This window comes from Canibacter zhuwentaonis (genome assembly GCF_018531145.1).
GTDB classification, from domain to species: domain Bacteria; phylum Actinomycetota; class Actinomycetes; order Actinomycetales; family Microbacteriaceae; genus Canibacter; species Canibacter zhuwentaonis.
The window spans coordinates 256,294-280,174 of the sequence record NZ_JAHDSZ010000001.1 but is presented as its reverse complement, the minus strand read 5'-3'; the positions used below and the strand labels follow the sequence as shown (position 1 = coordinate 280,174).

At 51.1% G+C, this 23,881-nt stretch carries 19 protein-coding genes and 1 pseudogene; 10 read left to right on the top strand and 10 right to left on the bottom strand.

The features are described 5' to 3' along the window. Positions 1-40 precede the first annotated feature (40 nt). Positions 41-1,183, bottom strand: coding sequence for a YlbL family protein (locus KJY78_RS06770; protein ID WP_214336671.1), 1,143 nt, complete (start codon positions 1,181-1,183; stop codon positions 41-43). 77 nt (positions 1,184-1,260) lie between these two features. On the opposite strand from KJY78_RS06770, the gene KJY78_RS01275 reads away from it, so the two are divergent. Beyond that, positions 1,261-2,688 (top strand): zinc-dependent metalloprotease, encoded by a 1,428-nt coding sequence (locus tag KJY78_RS01275; RefSeq protein WP_214336670.1) that lies wholly within the window; start codon positions 1,261-1,263, stop codon positions 2,686-2,688. Positions 2,689-2,727: 39 nt separating this feature from the next. Continuing rightward, complete coding sequence (locus tag KJY78_RS01270; RefSeq protein ID WP_214336668.1) at positions 2,728-3,588, top strand: hypothetical protein; 861 nt, start codon at positions 2,728-2,730, stop codon at positions 3,586-3,588. A gap of 16 nt (positions 3,589-3,604) precedes the next feature. On the opposite strand, the gene KJY78_RS01265 is transcribed toward KJY78_RS01270, so the two are convergent. After that, positions 3,605-5,311 (bottom strand): ATP-dependent helicase, encoded by a 1,707-nt coding sequence (locus KJY78_RS01265; RefSeq protein WP_214336666.1) that lies wholly within the window; start codon positions 5,309-5,311, stop codon positions 3,605-3,607. 70 nt (positions 5,312-5,381) lie between these two features. On the opposite strand from KJY78_RS01265, the pseudogene KJY78_RS01260 reads away from it, so the two are divergent. After that, positions 5,382-6,101, top strand: a pseudogene (locus KJY78_RS01260) (phosphotransferase); the annotation flags it as partial. A 309-nt stretch (positions 6,102-6,410) separates the two neighbouring features. Here the strand turns inward: KJY78_RS01260 and KJY78_RS06855 are convergent. Genes KJY78_RS06855 through KJY78_RS01250 form a run of 3 tightly spaced genes read right to left on the bottom strand, consistent with a single transcriptional unit; the run spans position 6,411 to position 13,111 of the window. Beyond that, complete coding sequence (locus KJY78_RS06855) at positions 6,411-6,479, bottom strand: zinc finger domain-containing protein (RefSeq protein ID WP_369804427.1); 69 nt, start codon at positions 6,477-6,479, stop codon at positions 6,411-6,413. Between the two features lie 39 nt (positions 6,480-6,518). Beyond that, on the bottom strand, positions 6,519-9,914 hold the full coding sequence (locus tag KJY78_RS01255; RefSeq protein WP_214336662.1) for an ATP-dependent DNA helicase: 3,396 nt from the start codon (positions 9,912-9,914) through the stop codon (positions 6,519-6,521). A gap of 8 nt (positions 9,915-9,922) precedes the next feature. Beyond that, a complete protein-coding gene (locus KJY78_RS01250; RefSeq protein WP_214336660.1) occupies positions 9,923-13,111 on the bottom strand; it encodes a 3'-5' exonuclease in 3,189 nt (1,062 codons plus the stop codon). Positions 13,112-13,228: 117 nt separating this feature from the next. On the opposite strand from KJY78_RS01250, the gene KJY78_RS01245 reads away from it, so the two are divergent. Beyond that, positions 13,229-13,453, top strand: coding sequence for a DUF3107 domain-containing protein (locus KJY78_RS01245; RefSeq protein ID WP_214336658.1), 225 nt, complete (start codon positions 13,229-13,231; stop codon positions 13,451-13,453). 212 nt (positions 13,454-13,665) lie between these two features. Here the strand turns inward: KJY78_RS01245 and KJY78_RS01240 are convergent, their stop codons facing one another. Then, complete coding sequence (locus tag KJY78_RS01240) at positions 13,666-14,382, bottom strand: ferritin-like fold-containing protein (protein WP_214336657.1); 717 nt, start codon at positions 14,380-14,382, stop codon at positions 13,666-13,668. Positions 14,383-14,493: 111 nt separating this feature from the next. Between KJY78_RS01240 and KJY78_RS01235 the strand changes: the two genes are divergently transcribed. Further along, positions 14,494-15,837: a DEAD/DEAH box helicase gene (locus KJY78_RS01235; RefSeq protein WP_214336656.1), complete on the top strand. Its 1,344-nt coding sequence runs from the start codon at positions 14,494-14,496 to the stop codon at positions 15,835-15,837. A 199-nt stretch (positions 15,838-16,036) separates the two neighbouring features. Here the strand turns inward: KJY78_RS01235 and KJY78_RS01230 are convergent, their stop codons facing one another. Further along, positions 16,037-16,882, bottom strand: a complete 846-nt coding sequence (locus KJY78_RS01230) for a PHP domain-containing protein (RefSeq protein ID WP_214336655.1) — start codon at positions 16,880-16,882, stop codon at positions 16,037-16,039. Between the two features lie 89 nt (positions 16,883-16,971). On the opposite strand from KJY78_RS01230, the gene KJY78_RS01225 reads away from it, so the two are divergent. Beyond that, positions 16,972-18,450 (top strand): aminopeptidase P family protein, encoded by a 1,479-nt coding sequence (locus tag KJY78_RS01225; protein WP_214336654.1) that lies wholly within the window; start codon positions 16,972-16,974, stop codon positions 18,448-18,450. 70 nt (positions 18,451-18,520) lie between these two features. Here the strand turns inward: KJY78_RS01225 and KJY78_RS01220 are convergent, their stop codons facing one another. Beyond that, positions 18,521-19,036, bottom strand: a complete 516-nt coding sequence (locus KJY78_RS01220; RefSeq protein ID WP_214336653.1) for a general stress protein — start codon at positions 19,034-19,036, stop codon at positions 18,521-18,523. A gap of 92 nt (positions 19,037-19,128) precedes the next feature. Here KJY78_RS01220 and KJY78_RS06765 point away from each other — a divergent pair, with 92 nt between their 5' ends. The 3 genes from KJY78_RS06765 (at position 19,129) to KJY78_RS01205 (ending at position 22,192) form a co-directional block, all read left to right on the top strand. Beyond that, positions 19,129-20,382, top strand: coding sequence for a magnesium transporter MgtE N-terminal domain-containing protein (locus tag KJY78_RS06765; protein ID WP_214336652.1), 1,254 nt, complete (start codon positions 19,129-19,131; stop codon positions 20,380-20,382). 71 nt (positions 20,383-20,453) lie between these two features. Then, on the top strand, positions 20,454-21,020 hold the full coding sequence (locus KJY78_RS01210) for a DUF1003 domain-containing protein (protein WP_348771164.1): 567 nt from the start codon (positions 20,454-20,456) through the stop codon (positions 21,018-21,020). A 17-nt stretch (positions 21,021-21,037) separates the two neighbouring features. Next, positions 21,038-22,192 (top strand): Mrp/NBP35 family ATP-binding protein, encoded by a 1,155-nt coding sequence (locus tag KJY78_RS01205; protein WP_214336908.1) that lies wholly within the window; start codon positions 21,038-21,040, stop codon positions 22,190-22,192. A 103-nt stretch (positions 22,193-22,295) separates the two neighbouring features. Here KJY78_RS01205 and KJY78_RS01200 read toward each other — a convergent pair whose 3' ends face one another. Next, positions 22,296-22,715 carry a twin-arginine translocase TatA/TatE family subunit gene (locus KJY78_RS01200; protein ID WP_214336650.1) on the bottom strand — a complete coding sequence of 140 codons (420 nt, stop codon included), beginning with the start codon at positions 22,713-22,715 and terminating at the stop codon, positions 22,296-22,298. A gap of 76 nt (positions 22,716-22,791) precedes the next feature. On the opposite strand from KJY78_RS01200, the gene KJY78_RS01195 reads away from it, so the two are divergent. Then, complete coding sequence (locus KJY78_RS01195) at positions 22,792-23,424, top strand: O-methyltransferase (protein ID WP_214336648.1); 633 nt, start codon at positions 22,792-22,794, stop codon at positions 23,422-23,424. Between the two features lie 276 nt (positions 23,425-23,700). Here KJY78_RS01195 and KJY78_RS01190 read toward each other — a convergent pair whose 3' ends face one another. Further along, positions 23,701-23,874, bottom strand: a complete 174-nt coding sequence (locus KJY78_RS01190; protein ID WP_214336646.1) for a DUF3117 domain-containing protein — start codon at positions 23,872-23,874, stop codon at positions 23,701-23,703. Positions 23,875-23,881 lie beyond the last annotated feature (7 nt).

Below are 23,881 nucleotides of genomic sequence, written 5' to 3'. Positions count from 1 at the left end.
ACCTGAAAAAACCGCGCAAGCAAATTTGTGCGGGCGCGAACTATTTCGCAGTTTTGCACCTGGCTGTTCCCACAAGTTTTTTACCGTCCCGGAAATCACGCACAGCCTGCACAGCCTCCCCGAGATTTTCTACAGGCTGCAAAAACACTCCCGCTGGCACTCTTTCTGGAATATCCTCACAGTTTTCAACAGGCATTAGCATCAGCTCGCTCCCCGCTTGATGCGCCGCGTGTATTTTCTGCTTCAGCCCGCCAATTGGCCCTACTTCAGAAGCCCCGTTAATAGTTCCTGTGCCGCTAATTTTCCTGCCGCCGGTAAGATCCTCGTCAAGAGATTTTTCAATAATTGACAGGGCAAACATCATACCAGCGCTCGGACCGCCGATGTTTTCAATGCTGTAATCAACCCGCGGCAAATTTTCGTATTCTGTCTGCAGCTGTATTCCGTAAAAGTAACCGTGTTCGGTTTTTTTAGGCTGCAGCGTCACCGTGCGGGTCTGCCCGTCACTAGCTCGCACTTGCAACTGCGCCACAGCTCCCTGCCCCGCCGTGGTTGCGGCAACAAGCTGCTCGGCGGATCGCAGCTCAGCCCCGTTTATAGCAACTATCTGGTCACCCTCGCGCAGCTGATCCGCCGCCGGAAAATCGGGAATTAACTGCTGCACAATAATTTTTGCGCGCACATCACGCCCTAGCTCGCGAGATGCCGCTGCCGTTGCGTTTAGCTGCGCCTGGCGCATCTCAGCAGCGTGTTTTATGCGAGCGTCTTTGTCGTTCTCGTTACTGCCATAAATCACAGAAATGGGGATAATATCTTCTGCCTCGCTAAACAGCGGGATCAGCAGCGAGCCCCAGCTGCGCGGGCGCTCTTTTGTGCCCGACACACTCACCGTGAGGAAACGTAGCTCACCAGTGTTTTCTGCGGCGGATGCGAGTTCCTTATCGACCCGGATAATTGGCTTTATGCCCTCTTTAACCTGCACCTCGCCGAGGGTGTCAATGGCTCCGCCGGGACGCTCAACAATATAAGGAGATGGCACAACAAAAGCGGTCGCGATAATTAGCCCGACTGCGACGCTAAACCACACAGTGCGCTTTGCACCGCGTCGCTTGGGCGTACGGGCGAACTGGCACTCAGTAGCGGGCGTGCTCTGCCGGTTTTCTGCTGGTTCAAACGATCTCACAGTTAGGTAATTTATCAGCGATTAAATACATAAAACCTGTATTTTAGATATCACAGGATACAAATCGGAGGTTTAACTTGAGCGACAGCGAAGATAACGAGAATGAGTTCACACCCGAAGAGTTTTTCGCGCAGCTGCAAAAAGCGCTAGAACAAGGTGGCGTCAATTTAAGCGACATAAACAAACTGGCAGGGAAGATTGACAGCGAGCAGCTACGGGAAATGCTTGCGATGATGAACGAATCTTTCACTGTGTTCGGCGGTGCGACGGCAAATGCCGCTCCTGCTGATGCTGCAACGGCGCGCAACACAGCCTACAAGGTGGCCGGCATCAACGACAACCAGTTGTATGACACACCAGAGGTGCAAAAAACTACCGGACAAATTCGTGACGGAATAACCATGTTAAACTCGTGGCTCGACGAAACCGTTGCGTTTAGCGCAACCCATAAACCGCCGCAGGTAACCAGCAGGAAAGAGTGGATCGATGCCACGCTGGAAGGCTGGATGGAGTACGCAGAACCGGTAAACAACGCCTCCGCGAAAACCGCCGGCAAGCTGGTTTCAGAGCAGCTCGGAGATGACGTCAAAATGAGCGCACAAAACATAGCCAGCTTCTTCAAAAACGCGAGCAAAACAGTGTTTAGAACACAATTCGGCACGGCGGTTGGCAGCGTCGCCAAAGACGCGCTCAGCGGCGGGGATATTAGAGTCCCGCTGAGCAAAGATGAAGCCTTCAGCGGCGGTTGTTTTATCGCAGAAAATATGCACCAATTTGCTGCTAACTACGAAGACTCGCAACTTGAAGTGCTGTACTACCTAATAGTGCGGGAGCTAGCGTACGCGCGACTTTTCACCCAGGCAAAGTGGTTGCGACAGCAGATAATCGGGTATATTAAAGAATCTGCTGACGCCTTTTACGCGGATACCTCATATTTTGAAGAACTCGCAGAAAAATTAGCGGATCAAGCTGACGGTCACGAAAGTATCTTAAACGCCGATTTGTTGAAACCACCAGTAACAGAGGCGCAGCAGCGTGTGCACAAAAAGATCGAGCACCTACTCGCGCTGGTTGAGGGATGGGTCAGCGCTGTTACCGCCAACGCGACAAAGCATCTTACAAACGCTAGCGCAATTAAAGAGCTTATGCAGCGCCGCAATGCCGCCAATAGCGGACCTGCGGAACAGGCTTTTAAGATCCTCATCGGGCTAGAACTGCAGCCCGCACAGCTCACAAAGTCAATCGAGGTGTGGCATAAACTAACCTCTGAAATAGGGGTTAAAAAGCGCGATGCTCTCTGGCAGCACCCCGATTTACTGCCCACAAGAGACGAGATTGCAGCCTTTGATCTCCTGCTAAACAGGATTAACGACACGCCATCTGACAACCCCGCAACCCAGTCTGCTCAGCAGCTAGACGAAGATCTGCAGAAGCTCCTGAACGGTGGCTATGATGGCGCAGCAACCGAGCCGCAGCCGGGGTTTGATCCGCCGCCAGAAAAGTAACGAGCGAGCGCCTGTGGATAAAAACGCGCCGTTGAAAAAATGTCTGGCATATTATCTGCTATGGATAATAAAACAACAGACTGCATTATTAGGCTCAACCCGCGCTATGCGGTGGCATGGCAGAACGAAGACGAACTCAGGTTTGGCTTCAGCGCGCCCGTTTTAGTGCTCAAAAACCTTTCGCCCGGCGCGAACACCGTAATTAACGCACTCGCTATCGGCGCCAGCCCTGCCAGGCTCGACATAATCGCCAAGCGGATGAATATTTACGGCGCAGAGTTTGACGAACTGATACGCGTGCTCACACCCGTGCTGGAGCTCCTGCCCGGCGCAGGTGAGCCTACTGCGGCGCCTCAAAAAACAGCCGAGTTCACCGTCACACCGCCGCTGATTAATGATAAAGACGCAAAAATAACCGCGGCGGCGATTGCCTCTGCGCTAATTGTCCAGGGTGCTCGCCTCAGCTCGCAGTCGTATGATGCCGTTGTTACAGTAAACAGATTTCTGATAAATCACTCCGACAGCGGGTACTTCACGCGCCTTGCAATACCACAGATCCCTGTTGTTTTCAGTGATTCTGAGGTGCGAATTGGTCCCCTTATTAGCGCGCACGGCTATCCCTGCCCGGCTTGCGTAGAAAAACAGCGGATCGCTTCAGACCACAACCTGCCAGTTCTTGCCGCGCAACTTATGGCGCAGCAGGCACCAACAGAAACTCGCGCAAACATCGCCCAGATCGCTCCCCTGCTAGCGCAGATTTTATCGCTAATAGCTCAGGAGGCAATATTTGAGCTACCCTTTGAATACATTTTTAGAGTCTCAGACGGAATTATTGTGCCCTTTAAGAACAGAGTTGATAGTGATCCGCAATGCCCGTGTCGATACGGTAATATTAGCTGATAGACGGGGATTGCTGCTATTCTGACACCAGCACCGGAATTTGCGCCTCCGTAATAAACCTAGAAACACTCGCGTCTTTGTCACCTCCAGAGTCTGCGCTGAAGGAGATGCGCAGCTGTGTGCGAGCGCGAGTGAATGCGACGTACGCCAGGCGACGCTCTTCGTCAATACGGTGCGCGTGTTTAAGGCTCTGCCTCGCGGGCAGAATGCCCTCTGCGCAACCTGTCAGGTATACGCACTCCCACTCAAGGCCTTTTGCCGAGTGGATCGTACTCAGAGTCACCGCCTCAATTTCAGGCTCGTATTCGCGCGCCGCCATATCATGCAGTTTTGCAACGATTGTAGCAAGCGAGTCGCCCTCACTCATCATTTTTGAGATAATCGTGTTGCAAGCGTTGAGGTACATCCACTCTTCAAACTCTCTAACCGATTGCGGCTTGGTTGGCGACCATCCGTGACGGCGCAGTACGTCAGTTACTATTTGAAACTGTGGTAATACCGAGGATTTTTCAACATTGTTTAAGCTTGCTAGGTGCAAGAGCACCCGTTTAACTTCTTGGCGTTCGAAAAACTTTAGCTTATCTCGTTCTTTCACCGGAATACCCGCTGCGCGCAAAACATCGGCAATCTTTTCAAGCTGCCATCCCTTGCGCGCAAGAATTGCGATCTGCGAGGCTGTGCGCTCGCCCCGCAGCTGCGTGCGGATTATATTTGCGATCGTAGCGTACTCGATTGCAACGTTCCCAAATTGCACACAGGATACCTCTTCAGCGTTCTTTTTATGCCTGCTGCGCAAAACTAGGCTTCCCTTCTGTTTGCTCATCAGGGCGTTTGCCGCGCTAATAATTTGCTGGCTTGAACGGTAGCTGTGCGTCAGCTCGAAAACTTTCGCATCACGGTAGCGGCGTTTGAAGTTTAGTAAATAGTCTCGTTTCGCCCCGGCGAAACTAAAAATAGTCTGGCTCACATCACCAACAACACACAGATTGCGGTTTTTGCCGAGTAGCGCGTCAAGATACGCCTGCTGCAGCGCGGAAATATCCTGGTACTCATCAACCGTTATCAACCGATGCCCGGCGTGAATCTTGCTCGCAATATACTCTTCGCTTTTAATCAGGGCTGTAATCAGCGCGATGCTGTCTTCGCTGTCAATTTGCTTGTCGATCAGCTTGAGCCGCTCATACTCTCTCATAACCGTTACAACCTGGTGCGGTGTTAGCCCGCCCGGGTTGCGTTTATTTCCGATTAGTTTTTCATAAGTTTCGTAGTGCAGCATATTTGTTTTTCGCAGTTTTATTTCTGAGTCAAGATCCGCCAGCGCTGCAGAGCTCAGAAAGACATTAACGCGCTCCAGCGCCCGCGCTGTAATCTCGCGCGTGTTGCGCACCAGGGAAGGATTTTGCCCACCAATAACGCTCTGCCAGTAGTGCTGCAACTGCCCGAGCGCTAGTGAGTGAAAAGTTCTGACCTCCACGCCTTTTATGCCGAGAACAGCAAGCCGGGTCTTCATCTCGGCGGCAGCTTTGCGCGTGTATGTGAGTGCTAGAATCTGCTCGGAAGCAAACTCGCCAGATGCAACGGCGTAGGCTATACGATATATTATTGTGCGAGTTTTACCGCTTCCCGCACCCGCAAAAACCGCGACCGGACCGCGCAAGCACATCGCAACCTGACGCTGGGTGTCGTCTAACTCGAGCAGTATTTTTTCAGCTTTTGAGTGCATAAGATAACCTGCTTTCTTAAATTGCGCGTGGCGGTTTGTGATACTCCCCACAGTTGCATACGCTTGATATATGGTCAGCTCCAGTTTAACCCTAGCAGCACTAGCCGTTGATGCGGTTCCTAATATTAAGGTGTGTGGAATTCGCAGTCACAGCTATAACGACGCGAATCATTTTACCTCCGCTGTGGCAAAAAGTAATCTCGGACAGGTTATTATCCGAATCCCACAGAATGATAGTGCGGTGGCGGATCAAAACGGCGAAAACACGGCTCTGCTCGCGCTAACCTCCGGTGTTAGAAGCACGCTTAGCTTTACGATACCACACCTTTTGGGTGTAACCAAGTGGCAGGATTATCCCGCTGTTGTAACCACTTTTATTGCGGGCGAACGGTTTTTTATATCCGAGCTGGAAGCTGACTCCAGTATCATTGCTGAAATTGCAGGCGCATTGCGTAGGATACACCAAATCCCTTTAGACACTGTGCAAAACAGCGGTTTGCCAGTGCGCTCCGCTCTTGAGTCTCGCGCGACTACCGCTCGTCTGGTTGAGCGCGCTTCGAACACCAGGGTGCTGCCGGTGGCGGTGAAAAACCGCTGGGATCAGGTGCTGCAAAACAATCAGCTCTGGGATTTCGCTCCCGTAACAGTGCACGGATCTGCTGCTGACAGCAGTTTTATTGTACAGTCAGATAAAATTATTGGAGTGGTGGGTTTTGGTAAGCTCGCGGTGGATGACCCCGCAATCGACTTTGCTTGGCTGGCGGGTGCTTCAAGCGGAGTTCTTGAACGGGCTCTGCAAGCGGCCTATCCCGCAGAATCGGAATTACAAGAACGAGTTATCAAACGAGCCCGTTTTTATCACGAATTGGAACTGGCAAAGTGGCTTTTGCACGGTTTTGCCACTCACGATCAAGAGATTATTGCAGACGCTGAGAATCTACTCGACAACCTTGTAACGCAAACTGCACCTACTGCAGCGGTAAGCTCTGTTACGACAAACAGGGCTCATAATCCTGAAACCGTAAACGAGATTCTGTCTGATGCAGACAAAATAATTTACCAACATCAGAATTTTAACACCACGGAAACTCTCTCGAGTTTAGATGAGGGGCGAGTGTTTACTGCTGACGACGATTTTAGCGATAAAACGCCAACACCTTAAACACAACCTCGGCTATGCAGTAATTTGTAACCGGACTATCTTATTTTACTCTGCCGCAGCCTGCTTCCTGCGGTCGTAATATATAGCTTCAAGCTCTGCAAAGCTTAATATTTCTGCTGCCGGAAGGTCTTTGAGTTTATAGACCCTGTTTTCTGCAACGTAAAACAGGGTGGCGTTAATCCGCTCAAGAGCAACATCGTACTGCTGCGAGTACACGTGGCGATATATTTGCAGCTGCAGGAACTCGGAGGCTATATTGTTGCCAGTGTTTTCTGGCAAAGCACCTGTTTTCCAGTCGACAATTTCAATTGTGCTCTCTTGCTCAGTATCGTCTTCCCATTCGTAGATCGCATCAATTCTTGATCTAACAGATGAGTCAGCAAACGGATTCTCAAGTGCCAGTTCCAGATGCAATGGCTGCTTATTGCCCCAGATTGATTCCGCAAAGTTTTGTTTCATCTTTTCAAGATGCTCAGTGCCGTAATTAAGCTCACTACGGTGAGGCACTTCTCGCGTCTCAAGCCCTGAGATCTGAAGGCTCTTTCCTATCTCGGTTGTATACTGCCGCTCAACCCATTCATGGAATCTGTTACCGATATCAGCCCTGCGAGACGGCGCTTCCGGAACAGGTCGCAGATTATTGCGCCAGTACTCTTTAGGGTTCTCCTGCAGCTTATAAAACGACGACGCATTAACGTGAGGCTTGACATCAAGCACGCCTGCGCTGCGGGCTTTGTGTTCGCGTAGCAACTCTTCGTCTAACAAGCTGAGCTTCGCTAGAGGCTCACTCGAACCCTTGCGAGCTTTGTTTAACAGTTCAGCCACTGCATCACCGGCTTTTTTAATTTTGTTTTCCCGAGATCCCAGCGGGTTTAATGGCCACACCACTTTACCGGAGTCATGCAAAGGATTTTTATCTAATTTAGTCTCTTTATTTTGAATATTGCCGATAACTGTTTCAATCTCGGTTAGATAAGCAAGGCTAGCCTTCTTATCTCGCATGTTTGCTGTGGCACTGCCCGGTTTCCAAAAACTACCGGATAAAAATAGTGATTTTTTAGCCCTTGTAATCATTACGTATAACTGCCTACGTCTTTCTAGCACTTTTTCTGCTTTCACCGAGGCAATATAATCCGCATACTTGCCTGTCGAACCATTTGAATTGATGAAATCTGCGATACGCTTCATACCCTTAAACTCGGGCACTGCCACACTATCTGAATCTGAGTCTTTGCGAAGCTGCGGTAGCAGCTTCGCTTTTTTTAATTCACCGATGCTTGTTTCCCGAGGAACAAAATATAGCATTTCCGGCATGAACACGAAGTCCCATTCAAGTCCCTTTGCTTTATGCCCTGTAAGCAGCTGCACAGCTTCTCGACTAACTTCAATATTTTTGTCGGGGTCATCATTTTCACGCTGAGCAATCTCAATCCACTGTAGCACTTCTACTAAATCGGCAGCCGGATTCGCCCTCAAATAATCCTCAACAAATCTCACAAAATCGTTAATATTACTTAGTGGGTCAATTTTAACCTCCCCCGTAGATAAATCCCGGAACTTCGGGTGTGCCAGGAGCTCAACATCAAGCCGTAAATGCGCAACGCAGGCCATGATTAAGTCTGGAATAGATCCCGTAGTGTAACGCCGCAGCTCCCTGAAATCTTGCGCCGCTCGTTGTAAACGTAAAATCCCTTCTTCGCTAAAGTCTTGCAGCAATTCGGAATCGGAATCTAAAGAAGCTAGTCTGTCAAGTGCCAGCACATTGGTGACAATACGCTCATAGTGTTCCTTTGAAGTGTCTACAACACTCTCCGGTATGCGTTTGCTATCTGCTTTTTGCAGCTCTCTGGCGAAATTAGTTAGCTCTGCTAAATCACCTAAACCTATGCGATAGCGCGGACCCTCTAGTATTCTAATAAGCGCACTGCTAGCATCTGAGTCGCTGAGGATTCTAAGCATCGACAGCAAGTCCATGATTTCAGGAGTAGCCAGCATCCCGCCGCTACCAACTACCACTGCTGGCACTCCGATTTTTTGTAACTCCTTTTGATAGTTAGGCAGCGGATCATTATTCCTGCACAAAATTGCAATGGTAGGAGGTTCTTTGCCTTCAGCAGCAGCCAGGTCACGCAACTTTTTGATTTTTTTAGCAGTGTTTTGAACATCTTCAACAGAAGTTTCGTAAATTTCACATTCAACACTGCCCGCTTCAGCATTTGGCGCAGCCTTAAGCTTTTTCACGTCCATTTTCATTTCAGAATTAACATTGACAAGTTTCCTAAGAGGGGCTGCAATTAGATTAGCAACCTCTAAAACCTTCTCAGAGTTACGCCAGCTGGTGGAAATACTAAACTGCTTGCCGAGCAGCTGCTTATCACCGCGATAGTGCTCCAGAAATTTGGACATACTATCGGCGGATGCTCCGCGCCAGCTGTAAATAGACTGGTGTGGATCCCCCACACCCATAACAGTGAGCCCGCTGAATATTTTCGACAAGAGCTCCGTCTGCCCGGCTGAGGTGTCTTGCACTTCATCAAGTAAAACAACCCGATAACGATTCCTAATAGTGTTTAAGGCGTGTTCGCTCTTATCGAAGATCTTTTTTGCAGTTGCCATCTGATCCGAGAACCGGAACATATTGTTTTTGCGTTTGAAAGCCCGGTATTCAGCAACGAGCGGAAGTAGGTTTTTAGTATAGGTAATGTCAGCAACCACTTCATCCCGCTTGCCTTGCGCTGTCCTGGTATTGGCACCTGTTGTTAGACCTTCAAGTAACTTAACAAGCTTCGTAATCTCCGCAGAAACTATCTCCTCATCGCTATCGTTATTCGTCATTGTTTCTTCAAGCTTGACGATATTTTTAATAATCTCATCGGTGTTTGAATCACCCAGATTTATTAGTAAAGAGTGGTCAATTTTTTTCAGCATTTTATAGGCGAGCATTTGCGCTTGCGACTCTGAAATAATATTCATATTCGAGCGCAGCCCTACGTTTCCTCCGAACTCTGATATAAGAGACCCTGCAAAAGCATCATAGGTGAAAACATCGGGCAGGTTAAAGCCTTCGGCAAACTTTAGTTTCGCTAGCTCATCAACTCGTGCCTTTTGCTCACCGTTAAGACCGCTTGCACGATCACTCGCGTTAGTTATAAACAACGCGAGTCTGGTTTGTAACCTCTCGCTAAGTTCTTTTTTTGCTTTGTTTGCAAAGGTCAGTCCTAAAATTTCTGTGGGTTTAACATACCCGTTAACAACAAGCCAGAGCACACGCTGTGACAGTGTTTCGGTTTTACCGGAACCCGCTCCAGCCATCACAAGATACTGCGCGCCAAGCTCTGCTGTGATGATTTTTTTCTGTTCTTGTGAGGGTTTTTTAACAGACTGCTCGTCAACCGCTAATAATTCGGCAATTTGTTCAGGAGTGAAAATTTCTTTACTCATTGTTTTCCTCAGTTTTGATCGTACTGCTCATTCTGCCAGCTCACAGCAGGTATTAGTAATTTTTGACATTCTCGTATTCCATAAGAGCTATACAGTTCGCAGTGTGAAACTGTTTTAGCTTTGACCTCTCTGGACGTTAACGCTTTCGCCGCTTCTTGCACAAAAGCGTGAAATTCATCACGCAGATGCTTCTCGCCGTTCTTTTCAGCTGTTTCGGCAGCTCCCTCACCCGCAGCCTTAGATTTCTTAGACTCTCTAGAGAGCTCTGCGAGTTTCCCTTTCGATATGTATAAGAACTTAGCGCTCACTTGTTTATCATCCGTTGAGATACCTTCAATTGCGCCATCCGCTGCAGCTATTATCATACTGGTAAGAAAATAACTGTCCTTGGCTGAGATCTTCGACTTAGAGCTGACATCCACAAGCTCCAGATTCTTAGAACTCCCGGCACTGTCTGAATCACCCAAAACAAGGTCTACGCTGCCATAAACGGTTACCCCATCAACACTCAAATTGTATTCAGCGTTACTCGCCAGTATTTTACCTTTGAATTTTTCCACAGACTTGCTTAAAACTTGATCGTTAAATTTTTCTTTAACTCCCCTGTGTTTAAGTTCACCAATAGCGGGAATATCGTTGCGGAGTATTTCAAACATCCGCTCGATAAACTGATTACGCAGCGACATAAGCGTATCTTCATCCTCTTTCGTGCCCACTAAATCGTGCAAAATAATATTCTCGTGCAGCCTGGCATTATCAGTCGTTTTGCCGTTTAAAATATAAAACACGGTTTCCAGCGGGCATCTTTCAATGTTGTCAAGCCTACTTCCTGGTATTCTAAGGTTTTCTTTCGGCAAAACACCCCGTGCAGTGCTCGGCTGCAGATAGCCGTACCACTCCGCAGGGTTTGCGCCTGGCACACCCTGCAGCGCAAATCTAGCTAGTTGCCCTGCAACCTCGTTATTATCAGGGTCAAGCTCAAGCTGATAACGCAAACTAGCCACTCGATCACGCAGTGTTAAACCATTCTTTATAGTAGTTTGTTGTGATACTTCGTCAGCGTTTTCTTCTCCGCCAAAAATATTCCAGAACTGACTCGGCGCTTCGCTCTCAGAGCTCATCGCAAACAGGTGCAATTCACTGCTTGCGCGTGAGCACGAGATTAGGAATAGGCGTAGTTCGTCGTGCGTAACCTGTGTTCTGTAATCTTGTTCTGCAGCATCAGCTGTTTCATCGTCAAGTGCCGAGGTAAGCTCTGATATGGCAAACATCGAGCCCTGTTTTTTAAGGTTTGGCCACTGCCCCGACTGCAACTGCGTAACGCACACGAGTTTAGCTTCGAGCCCTGCAACGCTGTTAGCTGTGGTGACGATAACAGCCTGCTGCGCGGATGCATTTATAAACTTAGTTTGCGGAGTGTCACTGCGCAAAATCTGAGCACAGAGATCTAGCGGTGATAGCGCCGTGCTCTCGGTTTCGTTCATCTTGAAAACATGGAAAAGCTGGCATACAGCATCCAGCATCTCATTCCCGTATTTTGCAGCTATAGCATCCGAACCGAGCGCCATATTGCGTAGCTCTTCCACTATGCCAGCCCCGCTCCAAATCTGCCACAGCATTTCTCTCACCGTGTGGGTTGGAATTTGTTTGCGTGTCTGCGTAATTATCGTGCGCAGTTGCAGCAAAGCCTGATATGCGCGATTATCAAATGCCATCTTAGAGGTGACATTCGCAATATCATTAGAAGCAATAAAATTCTCAAACACCTTCTCAGAATTTTTGTATTTAAGCTTTACATATCCACTAGCTGGAGCATCTACCTCTGCGGCATCAGCTTCGACAGCGTTATAAACAGCCAGCATATGCGCCTGCAAATTTCGCAGCTTGGGCATACTCACCCCAAACAAGGGGCCTGATAATAGCCTAATAATTTGCTCTGCGCTAAACTGCGACTCAGAAAGCACAGTTTCTAAAATGGTCACAAGATCACGCACGATAGCAGAGTTTTTAAGAATCACACCCCCGCCAAGCGTAGTCGTTGACACCTCGCGGTTTTTCAGCTCGCGAGCAAGCCTCTCAACTTCGCTTCTGGTGCGACAAATAACCATCATGTCAGACCATTCAAGCGGCGTTTTCCTGAGCAGACGAGCCGCCCGTAACTCATAAGCAATAGCGCTTATGCGCTCAGAATCTGAAGCTGCTAAGTGCAGTTTAAAAACTGACTCTCTATCAACAGCAGCAAGGGCTTTGCGGTGATCAATAATTCTTCTAGCGCCAATGCGCTGGCTGATTTTCTCACACACCCGACGCAACTCACTACCCTGCCTGTGCACAGTTGGCAGATACACCCGATCGATCTTCGGCATAACAGAAGTTAGTGACACAGGATTTAGCCTGTCAGCCTCAATAATAAGCTGCGAGTTACCGCCCTTATAAACCGTAGACGCTGTGTCAGGATCGGCAAAAAGCCACACTGTAACCCCCTTATGCGCGAGCGCAACGAGAAGGTTTTCTCCTGTGCGCAGTAGATCCGCCGCGTCGTCAACAAGAACTAGCTTTGGCAGCTTGAAACGCGACATCGGATGCTCGCTTATAAGCTGCGCCGCACGATTCGCGATGCTATCTGCTGTGTACGTGCCGCTGCCTGCCAATCTCTCTCTGCAACACTGCACAACCGCTGTTGCGGCTCGCCACAGCGGAGCGTAAAAGTTAGCACTGTCGAGCAGGTCACCGGGCAATTCGCCTAAAATATTGCGTTCATCAAGAACCCGCCACACATCCCGTATTTCAGTGCAGAAATTTGGGTTTTCCTGCAGCTCTGCAAGCTCTGCTAACTGTAAATCTGCAACCGCTTTTTTAATCAGCTCATCTTGAGCAGCTGCAGGTATTAGACTCGGAACAGGATCACCGTTTATCGCGGCCTCCTGCTTCAAAATATCAAGCGCAAAAGACCCCACTGTTGCTACAGCGACCGCAGCTGAGGCGATGATCCTCACAGAACCTGCTCGCTGCTCCAGTATTTTTTTCTGCTCCGAGCTGTTTGCTAGAATCAACGCACCATCATTAAACTGTGCTGCCGCCTTCAGTGCCAGCTCAGTTTTACCACTACCGGGAGCACCGTAAACAACCGCGTGCTGCCCAGTGTTGAGCTCCAACTCTTCGAACCAAAAACTCTTATTTTTCACACTTGTAATCATACATACCCCCTAGGACACTAATTTTTTTTTAAGCCCGGATTTTAAGCTGAATACAGCACTTAACTGCACCATTTATTATGGAATATGAAATTATCGCTTTAAGAAGAGGAGAATACCTTGCAAATCAGCATCGGAATCACCAACAGCCCCAAAGAACTCACCTTTGAGAGTGATGCAGATTACAGCTCAATTTCAGAGCAGCTTGCGGAAGCGTGCAAAAATAACTCCGAAACCGTAACCTTTACAGACACTAAAAATAACACCTATATTGTGACGCGCTCGTCGGTTGCTTATATTCAGCTGGGCGCTGTTGAATCACGTAAAATTGGTTTTGTTGGCTAGCTTCTAGCCCGGTCAATCACAAGCTCCGCACGGGTCAATAACAAAACCCAATAATCAAGCACCAATCCCAAGCGGATCATGCGCAAACCCCAGCAGACCAAACACCAGCCATCAGCAAGTCAAACGCAACCCGAGCAACCGGTCAAGCACAAACCCCCAACAGCTAAAATGCGCCCAGGCTAACAGGCAAGCACGACCCCGGCTAGCATCCTCTAGGCAGTAAGCCCCAACGAGTCCATTCTGCGCATATGCTCAGAGGTTAGATCAGTAAAAACCGGCTCCATCAGATTCGCGTTGAACTCCCGGTGCTCGCTCAGGCTCAGTATTCCCTGCGCCAGCAAAAGGGTGTCACCGACCAGCCTACGTCCCCACAAAGCCAGTTTGTCAGCGAGCGTGGGGTCGTTTGCGATCTCGTACGAGAGCAGCTCCTGTAGCGCCGCCCTGCCCGAATCTTCCTCGAGCACAACTATCGCTTCCTTGCGATACGAGTCTTTCACACCCTTTGCAAGCTGTCTAAAAAACCCCTCAAAAATACCTCCTACAAGCCACACAGCCAGCACGTGCTGATGCCAATCATTAACGGCAAGCCGAGATTGAAACCTTCCTACGACATCGGCATAGGGCTGCATCACAAGGTGCGGCTCCAATTCGCGCCTGCGAATCTCGCGACTGAACCGGTCGTGTTTCTGCAGCGCAACAGCCGCAATATCCGCTAGCGCCTCCTTCGCCTGCAAACTCGGCGCGCTCACAACCCCCTGCGTTGCGGCCTCAAAAATAGTCAGCTGTGCTAGCGCGTTAAGTCCCAAAAACGCTGTAATTGAGGGCGCAAAGTCAGAAAGTTCAACACGAATTAAAGTTTCTGAGTTTTTAGCGTGCAATTTTTGCTTAGATGCCGTAGGCTTTTTTAAGTGATGTAACCATTTAAACACATCGCCAGTTTACATTGTTCAGCTCTACAGCGTGCAATATTACACAATAATTTTGCAGTTACGACACTGCACCAATACTGCTTCAGCAGAAAACTATCATATGAGGACACAGTGACAACTTTTACAGAACTCGGAATCGACACCGATATCGCGCGGGCACTAGCTGAGAGCGGCATCACATCCGCTTTTCCGATTCAAGAGCAGACCATCCCGCTCGCGATCCGCAGGCAGGACATAATCGGGCAGGCCAAAACGGGCACCGGCAAAACATACGGTTTCGGGCTGCCACTAGTGCAAATGATCGAACTGGGCGCAAAACCAACCCTCAAGGCGCTAATTGTTGTGCCAACGCGCGAGCTCGCGGTGCAGGTGTATCAAGACCTGGTTTTGGCAGCGCAGCATCGCAAACTTAAAATCGCGGCGATCTACGGCGGCAAAGCGTACGAGTCGCAAACTGCCGAGCTGGCCGCGGGAACACACCTGGTTGTTGGCACGCCTGGCAGGCTGCTCGACCTGATTGGCAAGAAGATTCTGCGCCTGGCCGATGTTGCACACATGGTGCTCGACGAGGCCGATAAAATGCTGGATCTCGGGTTTCTGCCCGATATTGAGAAACTATTTGCGGCAGTGCCAGCGGATCGCCACACCATGCTTTTCTCAGCCACGATGCCCGATGCGATCGTCACGCTAGCTAAACGTTTTATGCGTAATCCGGTGCATATTCGCGCTACTGACCCTGACGAGGGGCGCACCCAGGCGAATATTAGGCACATCATCTATCGCGCACACCAGCTCGACAAAACCGAGCTGATCGGCAGGATCCTCAGGGCAAATAACGTCGCAAAAACCGTTATTTTCACGCGCACCAAGCGGCAAGCAGCTAACCTGCAGCTCGAGCTTAACCATCGGGGTTTTGCGACCGCCGCCGTACACGGCGATCTCGGGCAGGATCAGCGCGAAAAAGAGATGGCGAAGTTCAAAAACGGCACTCGTAAAGTGCTACTCGCAACCGATATTGCCGCGCGCGGCATCGATGTTAATGATGTAACCCACGTTATCAATTTCAACACCCCAGACGACGCTGAAACGTACCTGCACCGCGTCGGACGCACAGGTCGCGCAGGCAACACGGGCATCGCAGTGACCCTCGTTGACTGGGACGAAATGCATAAGTGGGCGCTGATTAACAGCGCTCTCGGGCTTGAAATTCCAGAACCTCCAGAGACCTACTCGTCATCACCGCACCTGTTCAGCGACCTTGATATTCCCAAGGGCACAAAAGGGCGGATCACCACCGCAGCAAAACCCAACAGCTCACGGCACAACACTCACGGAACAAACAGCAATAGCCACACGGCGGATAACAACACCTCCGCGGCGCGTACAACCGGTACAGCCGAGGGCGCACCACGCCGCAGGCGGCGCACTCACAGCCGCGTTAACTCCGAAGAATAACACGACTGCACCCGGCGCTCGAAGCGGCTATGCCCGGATGCTAAAAACAATTGCCCCGCCACGAAAATAACTACGCCTTCAACACTGCAGCAAACAAGCGGGTTTGCTAACGTAATAACCGTTAGTAACCCGCTTTTGTGGCGCTGTTTTACCTGCTCTGCGACAGTTTAGAGCGCCTAATTAAATAAGTAAAACCCAACTAGCTCGGCAGCAGCATCTGCTCGCGCAGTTTTGCAACGGTGTCACCGCCTGTGGTGTACGATCCAACCCTGTTTGGTTTGCCGCTGCCGTGAAAATCGCTTGCGCCCGTGATGCGCAGATCAAGCCCGGTCGCAGCCTCGCAAACGCGAGCGAGTTTTTGCGGATCATTCTCCGGGTGGCGTAGTTCTATTCCCGCAAGCCCTGCTTCGCGCAGACTGCGCAGCTGTTCCCTGCTGACTATCGTCTTATTTCTAAAAGCTGCCGGATGCGCCAGCACAACGCATCCGCCCGCCTTGCGTAACAGCTGCACCGCTGTGCTCGTGCGCAGCTCCTGCAGCGGCACATAGTATTTAGAAGAGGGATGTAGCAGTGTGTTAAAAGCGACTGTGCGATCCGCCACGATTCCAGAGCTAATCAGCGCGTCGGCAATGTGCGGGCGGCTTATTGTCTCAGCGCTGGCACTCACGCCCTGCACACTCTCCCACGAAATCTGGTAATCGCAGCTCAGCTTCGCAACTATCTCTTGCACCCGCCGCACTCGCATCAGCCGGATTTGCTGCAGCGCGGTCAGCAGTTTTTCATCGCGCGGGTTAAAGCCATAACCCAAAATGTGCGAACTGACCCCGTTTTCGCGAGTTGACAGCTCGATTCCAGGGATGAAATCCAGCCCGTAAGATGCGGCTGCGGCGCGCCCTTCTTCCCAACCGCGCACAGAATCGTGATCTGTGAGCGCGAATCCAGCAAGCCCGGCTGCAGCAACCAGCTCGGCAATTTCAGCAACGGATGTTGTGCCGTCAGAGAAGTGAGAGTGTGTGTGCAGATCGTACTGCGGATGCTCGTGCATTTTGCTCTCTTAAAATTCTAAGTATGTCTTAAACGTGTAACTAACCTGATTTAAGCATACGTTAAAAACCATGTGAAATAATACCATATATGAGCGACAAAAATACTAACCGGAATGTTTCTGTTTGTGCCAGTCACGAAGTTAAGATTGACAATTTTTCACGTACAACGCTCTCAGTAGACAGCAAGTTTCTTGAATACATGAGCAACAACTGGGACGCAGTGCCGAGCGAGCCTGCAACCGTACACGAAGTTGCCCCGTATGCTGCTGCGCGGCGCGCCAAGGTGAGCCGCAAGTTTGCCGCAAAGCGCCTTGTGATCGCCGCGGGCATTATGAAACAGCGCGCTAACGATACTTTTTATATGTTCCGCCCGCACACCTCTTTTACGCACCTTACCGGCTGGGGCGCGAACGCGGCACCGGGGGCAGTTTTAGTTTTCGACCCTGTTGCAAGCTGTGCGATTAGTGAGGACACAGCCACCACCGCTGATGACGTAGCGGGCGCAGCCGCACAGTGCGATAGTATGCAGCACACTGTTACGCTCTACTTTGCCGAGTCCGCAACTCGCTACAGCAAAGAGTTCTTTGACAACTCCGAAGTTGGAGAGTTTTGGATAGGCGCAAAACCATCACTAAAACAGGTGAGCACCGCACTGGGGCTTAACTGCAAACCAATTACCGAGTTTCAAAGCACAGCTGACGATGTAACCCTTGATAACGCCGCGCTCGCAGAGTTTCTAGACGAGCTCCGCCTGGTTAAAGACGACTACGAGATAGCGCAAATGCAGCTCGCAGTTAACGCCACTGGCAGGGGCTTTGACGAGGTTATTAACAATCTCGACAGCGCAGTTACCGCCGAGCGCGGCGAGCGGGTTGTTGAGGTTATGTTCCACAAGCACGCGCGCACCGCGGGCAACTGGGAGGGTTATGACACAATAGCCGCAGCTGGCGCTCACGCCTGCACTCTGCACTGGATAACAAACGACGGCCCCGTAAAAGAGGGCGAGCTGCTGCTGCTCGACGCCGGTGTTGAGGTTGAGAGCCTGTACACCGCCGATATTACGCGCACAGTCCCAATTTCTGGTCGTTTTAACGAGATTCAGAAAAAAGTTTATGAAACCGTTTTGGAAGCGGCGGATGCAGCTCACAAAGTCGCCCGCCCCGGTATTAAGTTCCACGAAGTGCATGACGCGGCCATGGCTGTTATCGCAGAAAAGGTCAAGCAGTGGGGATTCCTGCCTGATAATCCAGACCCCGAGCTGCCATATCACAGGCGCTATATGGTGCATGGCACCTGCCACCATCTGGGTATTGATGTGCACGACTGCGCACAGGCTCGGCGTGAGATGTACTATAACGCAATTCTTGAACCAGGCATGGTTTTCACAATCGAACCAGGTCTTTACTTTCACCCCGGAGATCTCACAGTTCCCGAAGAGTTCTGGGGCATTGGAGTGCGCATCGAGGATGATATTGTGGTCACAGAAGATGGCTCTCGCAACCTCTCGGCACACATCCCGCGCACTGTTGCCGAGGTTGAAGCCTGGGTGCAGTCGGGGCGTAAATAGTTATTAAAGTATGGGTTCTGAGTTAAACCTCCGAACCCATACTAATCTAAAGCGCGGTTAACAGCAGCGGCTAGCTGTGCTCTCTTATCGCGTGCTCCTGCAAGATGCTACGCGCCCTGGTAACATCTGCTGCGGGTGCTACAATTTCGTATCGCTCAGCCAAAATCCGTGTTACAGAAGTGTATCTTTTACGAGCTCCCGCAAAGGTTTGCGTAAGAATCGCCAGCAGTACGCCCGCGCCGATACCAATAATCATAATTCCACCAAACGCGCCGCCAACGTTCTCGATTTTCACAATCCCCAGCAGCAACGCCACGAGAGTAAACCCAATTCCCAGATAAACACCGCTGAAAACACCGCCGAGAGCAACTTTTGCGTAGGTTACCCTGCCGATCACCTTTTCCACACTGTGCACTCCCCTGCCAATAATGCTCAGCCCGTTTGCGGCAAAACCATCCGCCACCAAAATATCGATTGCGTGCTGCGCCGCGCCCTCCGAATCGTACGTTGAAACAACACCCGCGCCGGGGTTTTCAAAAAACTCAGGAGGCATCATTTTTGCGCCGTTCGTTCTTCTAAAAGCCATGTTTCTATTCAACCACTGTTAGCTATGAATTAGCCTATTTATCCGCTAAAAATTGAGCTGAGCACACAGAAGTTTGCACTATTATATAGTGCGTGTCAGATAATCGTGTATTTGTAAGCAGGCTAGCCGGTCGCCCGGTTTTTGACCCGTACGGCGATCGTATCGGCAAAATGCGTGACGTGGTCGTGCTCGAACGGTGGGATGAGCTGCCACGAGTTACCGGCATGGTGGTAGAGATCCCGGGGCGCAAGCGCGTGTTTATTCCGATAGCAGATATTATCTCCGTCACCGGAGGGCAGGTTATCTCCAATGAACGCATTAATATCCGCCGTTTTAAACAGCGTGGGGGTGAATATCGCGTGCTCGCAGAAATTATTGGGCGCTCCCGTAAAACCGTTACCGACGGCGAGCTAATGCTTATTGAAGACGCCGCTATTGAGCAAACTCGCCAGTCGGAATGGGTTATTGCGGATGTTTTTGTGAAGCAGGCAAAAAAACCACAGACCGCTTTTGGGCGCGCCAAAACCAAGACAATCGGCTGGCAGGAGTTGCAGCACAACAGCGACGCCGCGGGCAGCACATCCGCTGAGCAGCTCATCAAAACAATGGTTGATTTGAAGCCCTCCGATCTTGCCGAAAACCTTCTAGAGCTGCCCGACACTCGCCGCCGCGAGGTTGTTGCGGCGCTGTCTGATAGCATGGTTGCGGATGCGCTTGAAGAGATGAACGAAGAAGATCAGGTGCAAATACTCGCCTGGCTTGACTCGGATCGGGCTGCTGATGTGCTCGATCACATGGAGCCAGACGATGCCGCCGACCTCATCTACGCGCTGCCCGAAAGGCACGGTCAAGAACTGCTCAATCTAATGGAGCCAGCAGAAGCCGAAGATGTGCGCCGCCTTCTCGCATACGAGCAGGATACCGCCGGCGGTCTAATGAACCCCAGCCCAATTGTGCTCTCCTCTGAGGCGTCGGTTGCTGCAGCGCTCGCAATGATCCGCAATCAAGAGATTCCACCGGCAATGGCGGCCGCCGCCTATGTCACACTTCCCCCTTACGAAACACCCACCGGCGAATATCAGGGAATTGTGCATTTTCAGCGGATGCTACGCTTCCCGCCACACGAGAGACTTTCTGCGCTGCTGGAGGAAATTGAGCCGGTACACGTTGCCGCCAGCGCGGCAGAGGTTGCTCGACGGCTCGCAACCTACGACCTTGTTGCGGTGCCAATTGTTGACGATAACAACAGTCTCGTCGGGGTTGTTACAATTGACGATGTTTTAGATCACCTGTTGCCAGATGACTGGCGTCATGCTGACGACACACCAGAAAATGGAGGCTCGTGATAGTGGCTAACAACAGCAACGCTGGCAACGCATCTCGTAAATCCGCCAAAAATCTTGACGGCTCGCAAAAAATCAGCCGCAGCGAGAAGTTTGGGCAGTGGTCAGAGGCGATCGCGCGCGGTATGGGAACACCTTCTTTTCTAGTTATCCTGACCCTGTTTTGTGCACTCTGGATAATTTGGAACACGCTCGCACCCGAAAACATGCGTTTTGACAGCGCCGCAATCGGGTTCACAGCCCTCACCCTGATTCTCTCGCTGCAGGCCTCATACGCCGCCCCGATGATTCTGCTCGCTCAAAACCGGCAGGATGATCGCGAGCGGGTACACATCGAGCAAGATCGCCAACGCGCCGAGCGTAATCTCGCCGACACAGAGTTTCTGGCACGTGAGGTTGTGGCGTTGCGGCTCGCGCTCAAAGAGCTGCCCGACCGCGAATGGTTACGCGGTGAAATAAAAACTATGCTCGAAGAACTACAGGAAGAGATGTCCACAACAACAGCACAGCAGTGCAGCAATGCAGGAGCGCAAACTACCACCGCAGCTGACTCACAGAGCGCCCCGATTAAAAACACCGAGGTTAGCTCGATAACGCAAAACCCATTCACTGGTAGATTCAACATTAACGAAAAAATATAGCTGCGGATTTTGTGACCATGCTTAAGGAGCTTGTCTGGCAGTCACTTAGCGCTGTGCACGATCCGGAAATCAGGAAACCGATTACGGATCTTGAAATGATCGAGCTGCGCAGCGTCAGCAGCGCCGGCGAGGTGAGCGCGCAGCTGAAACTGACCGTACATGGCTGCCCTGCGGCTAAAAGCATTGAGCGCGCCGTGCGGGAGGCAATCACAAAAACTGCCGGGGTTACCTCCCTGGAGCTGAGCGTCACGGTTATGACTCCTGACGAGCGCAACCGGCTAATTCAGCAGATCCGTCCCCAACGCGGTATGCAGTTCGCGCCGGGTACACTCACGCGCATAATCGCGGTGAGCAGCGGCAAGGGCGGGGTTGGTAAATCGTCAATAACCGCATCGCTGGCGCTCGAGCTTAGCGCCAGCGGATACCGTGTCGGGCTGATCGACGCGGATATTTTTGGGTTTTCTATTCCGCTTCTCATGGGACTTGTTGACAGCGATGGTCGCACGGTTTCACCTACCCGGGTTGGCAACATGATTATGCCCCCGCTGGCAAACGGCGTGAGCACTATCTCAATTGGTATGTTTCTAGGCGATAAAGCCGCGCAGGAAACTGCAGTGTCATGGCGCGGCCCGATGCTGCACCGCACCCTGGAACAGTTTTTGCGAGATGTTTATTTCGGCGATCTTGACTATCTGCTCGTTGATTTGCCGCCGGGAACCGGCGATATTGCGCTCAGTTTTGGGCAGCTGCTGCCCCACGCAGAGGTGCTGGTTGTAACTACCCCGCAAACGTCTGCTGCGAGTGTTGCGGTGCGCTCCGGTCTGCTGGCTCATCAGAACGGACAAACCGTGATCGGCGTTGTTGAAAACCTGAGCAGTATGCGCCTGCCCGATAACAGCCTAATTCACCCCTTTGGCACGGGCGGAGGCGAGCTTGTTGCGCAGAATCTAAACAGCGCCTTTGCAAAAACATCGCCAGAGTTTGCACCCGTAGGGCTGCTTACTCAAATACCGTTTAGCGAAGCTTACCGGCGGGCGCTCGATAACAAAGGCTTAGCAACGTTTAATTCTCAAGCGGATCCCGCTGCCGTGGCAATCAAGCAGCTCGCCTCAAAAATAGTTGCGCGAGGTCGCAATCTCAGCAATAAACAACTCCCCCTGCAACCACGCTAGGTTGCCTTAGCCACAGTCGCACTGGTCGGTAGCATCCAACTCAACCAGCCTCCCGGTACTGGTCGCATCCGCACCGCTGGTTATCCGCCGCTGCAACAGCCTGCTAGGTTGCCTCCGAGTCAAACGGCACAGTTCGCTCGTTGGTGAGCACCTGTTCGCGCTGTTTTGCAGCATCCGCTATCAGCATACCGCTGACCGCAGCGCGTCGCGGATCCGCCACCTGCTCGTCATACCCGGCATCGCGCAGCTTCTTATTAACAGCCTGGCTCTGCTCGTCATGAATTATTGCGTCGCGGATGATTTTCCGCGGATCATACTGCCGCGGATCGTACTGCTTCCAGTCTACCGAGCCGAACTCTTCTCCCATTTCTTCGCGCATACGCTCTTTAGCGCTCATCGTTAGCCTGCGCAGGTTTTTCACGAGCTGCGCGAGCTGCTGCGCATATTCCGGGAGTTTCTCAGGGCCCAGAATGATAACCGCGATTACCACGATAATCATAATCTTTTCGATCGTTAAGCCCATAATATTATTTTACTAATAGTAAGATGTTTTATGCGCTGTTAGCAGTACGCTTTACAATATACTGACGGGGAGAATTGTGAATAAACTATCAAGTAACTGGCAATACACTGAGCATTTTCATGCTGAGCCCGAGCCCATTACGCGGGCACGCAAGCTATCGCTGGAGTTTGGTATAGCACCGGTGAGTCGCGCAACCGCCGCCGTGATCGCAAGCACTGCGGTTATGACCAACGCGAAAAAAATCTGCGAGCTCGGCACCGGGTGCGGTGTCTCTGGGCTTTCGCTGCTGCGCCACCTGCCACAGGCAACACTCACCTCGGTTGATATTGAGTCGGAATTTCAGAACCAGGCGAAACCGCTTTTTCAGGCTGCGGGAATTGCCGCGTCGCGCTATCGCTTCATAACTCAGGACGCATCTCAGATGCTGCCGCGCTTTGAGAACAACTCGTACGACCTGCTCCTGATTGATGCGAACCCCAGCAATCTGCTGGGATACATTGAGCACGGGCTGCTGGTTGTGCGCCAGGGCGGATCAATTCTCGTCCCCAACGCGCTGTGGCACGGTCAGGTTGCCGATCCAGCGGCGCGGGACTCTATCACCACGAACTTCAGAGACCTGCTCGCCGCGGTTGTGGAATCAACCGCAGTCGCAACAAGCCTCACACCAACCGGTAACGGTCTGCTAACCATCACGAAACTGGCCGAGTAAAGTTGCCCGAATAACGGATTGTGGACACTACCTACCGCCCCGACCCTGCTTAAGTTTAAGAGCCTTGCGCATTGCGTGATCAGCTAACAGACGAACTGGCAGAGGTTATTGCTCGACTCAAAAGGTTAAGCTTTCTATCACGCACGCAGCTGCTAGAGTGATAAAAAACCGCCCCGGGATAACAGTTTTAATCGCCTTGGCTCACTTTGATCAAGCTGCACACACCTGCGCTAAAGGTTAACCGCCGTTTAGTAGCTTCCAGCATGATACGCGCTTTTATTTGGGTTTAATAACCTCGTTTAGCACGCGACTGAGAGCTTCGGCCTCGTCTTGTCTCATAGATACCGCAAGCCTGCCGCCGCCCTCAAGAGGAACTTTCACAATTATTAAACGCCCCTCAATAACAGCCTCCATCGGACCGTCACCGGTGCGAGGTTTCATTGCCGCCATGATCCTA

Bases quoted from the DNA above. Each gene is read 5' to 3' on its own strand.
- KJY78_RS01270 (WP_214336668.1), top strand. From the start codon at position 2,728: ATGTCTGGCATATTATCTGCTATGGATAATAAAACAACAGACTGCATT.
- KJY78_RS01265 (WP_214336666.1), bottom strand. From the start codon at position 5,311: ATGCACTCAAAAGCTGAAAAAATACTGCTCGAGTTAGACGACACCCAG.
- KJY78_RS01255 (WP_214336662.1), bottom strand. From the start codon at position 9,914: ATGAGTAAAGAAATTTTCACTCCTGAACAAATTGCCGAATTATTAGCG.
- KJY78_RS01250 (WP_214336660.1), bottom strand. From the start codon at position 13,111: ATGATTACAAGTGTGAAAAATAAGAGTTTTTGGTTCGAAGAGTTGGAG.
- KJY78_RS01230 (WP_214336655.1), bottom strand. From the start codon at position 16,882: ATGCACGAGCATCCGCAGTACGATCTGCACACACACTCTCACTTCTCT.
- KJY78_RS01225 (WP_214336654.1), top strand. From the start codon at position 16,972: ATGAGCGACAAAAATACTAACCGGAATGTTTCTGTTTGTGCCAGTCAC.
- KJY78_RS01220 (WP_214336653.1), bottom strand. From the start codon at position 19,036: ATGGCTTTTAGAAGAACGAACGGCGCAAAAATGATGCCTCCTGAGTTT.
- KJY78_RS01205 (WP_214336908.1), top strand. From the start codon at position 21,038: ATGCTTAAGGAGCTTGTCTGGCAGTCACTTAGCGCTGTGCACGATCCG.
- KJY78_RS01200 (WP_214336650.1), bottom strand. From the start codon at position 22,715: ATGGGCTTAACGATCGAAAAGATTATGATTATCGTGGTAATCGCGGTT.
- KJY78_RS01190 (WP_214336646.1), bottom strand. From the start codon at position 23,874: ATGGCGGCAATGAAACCTCGCACCGGTGACGGTCCGATGGAGGCTGTT.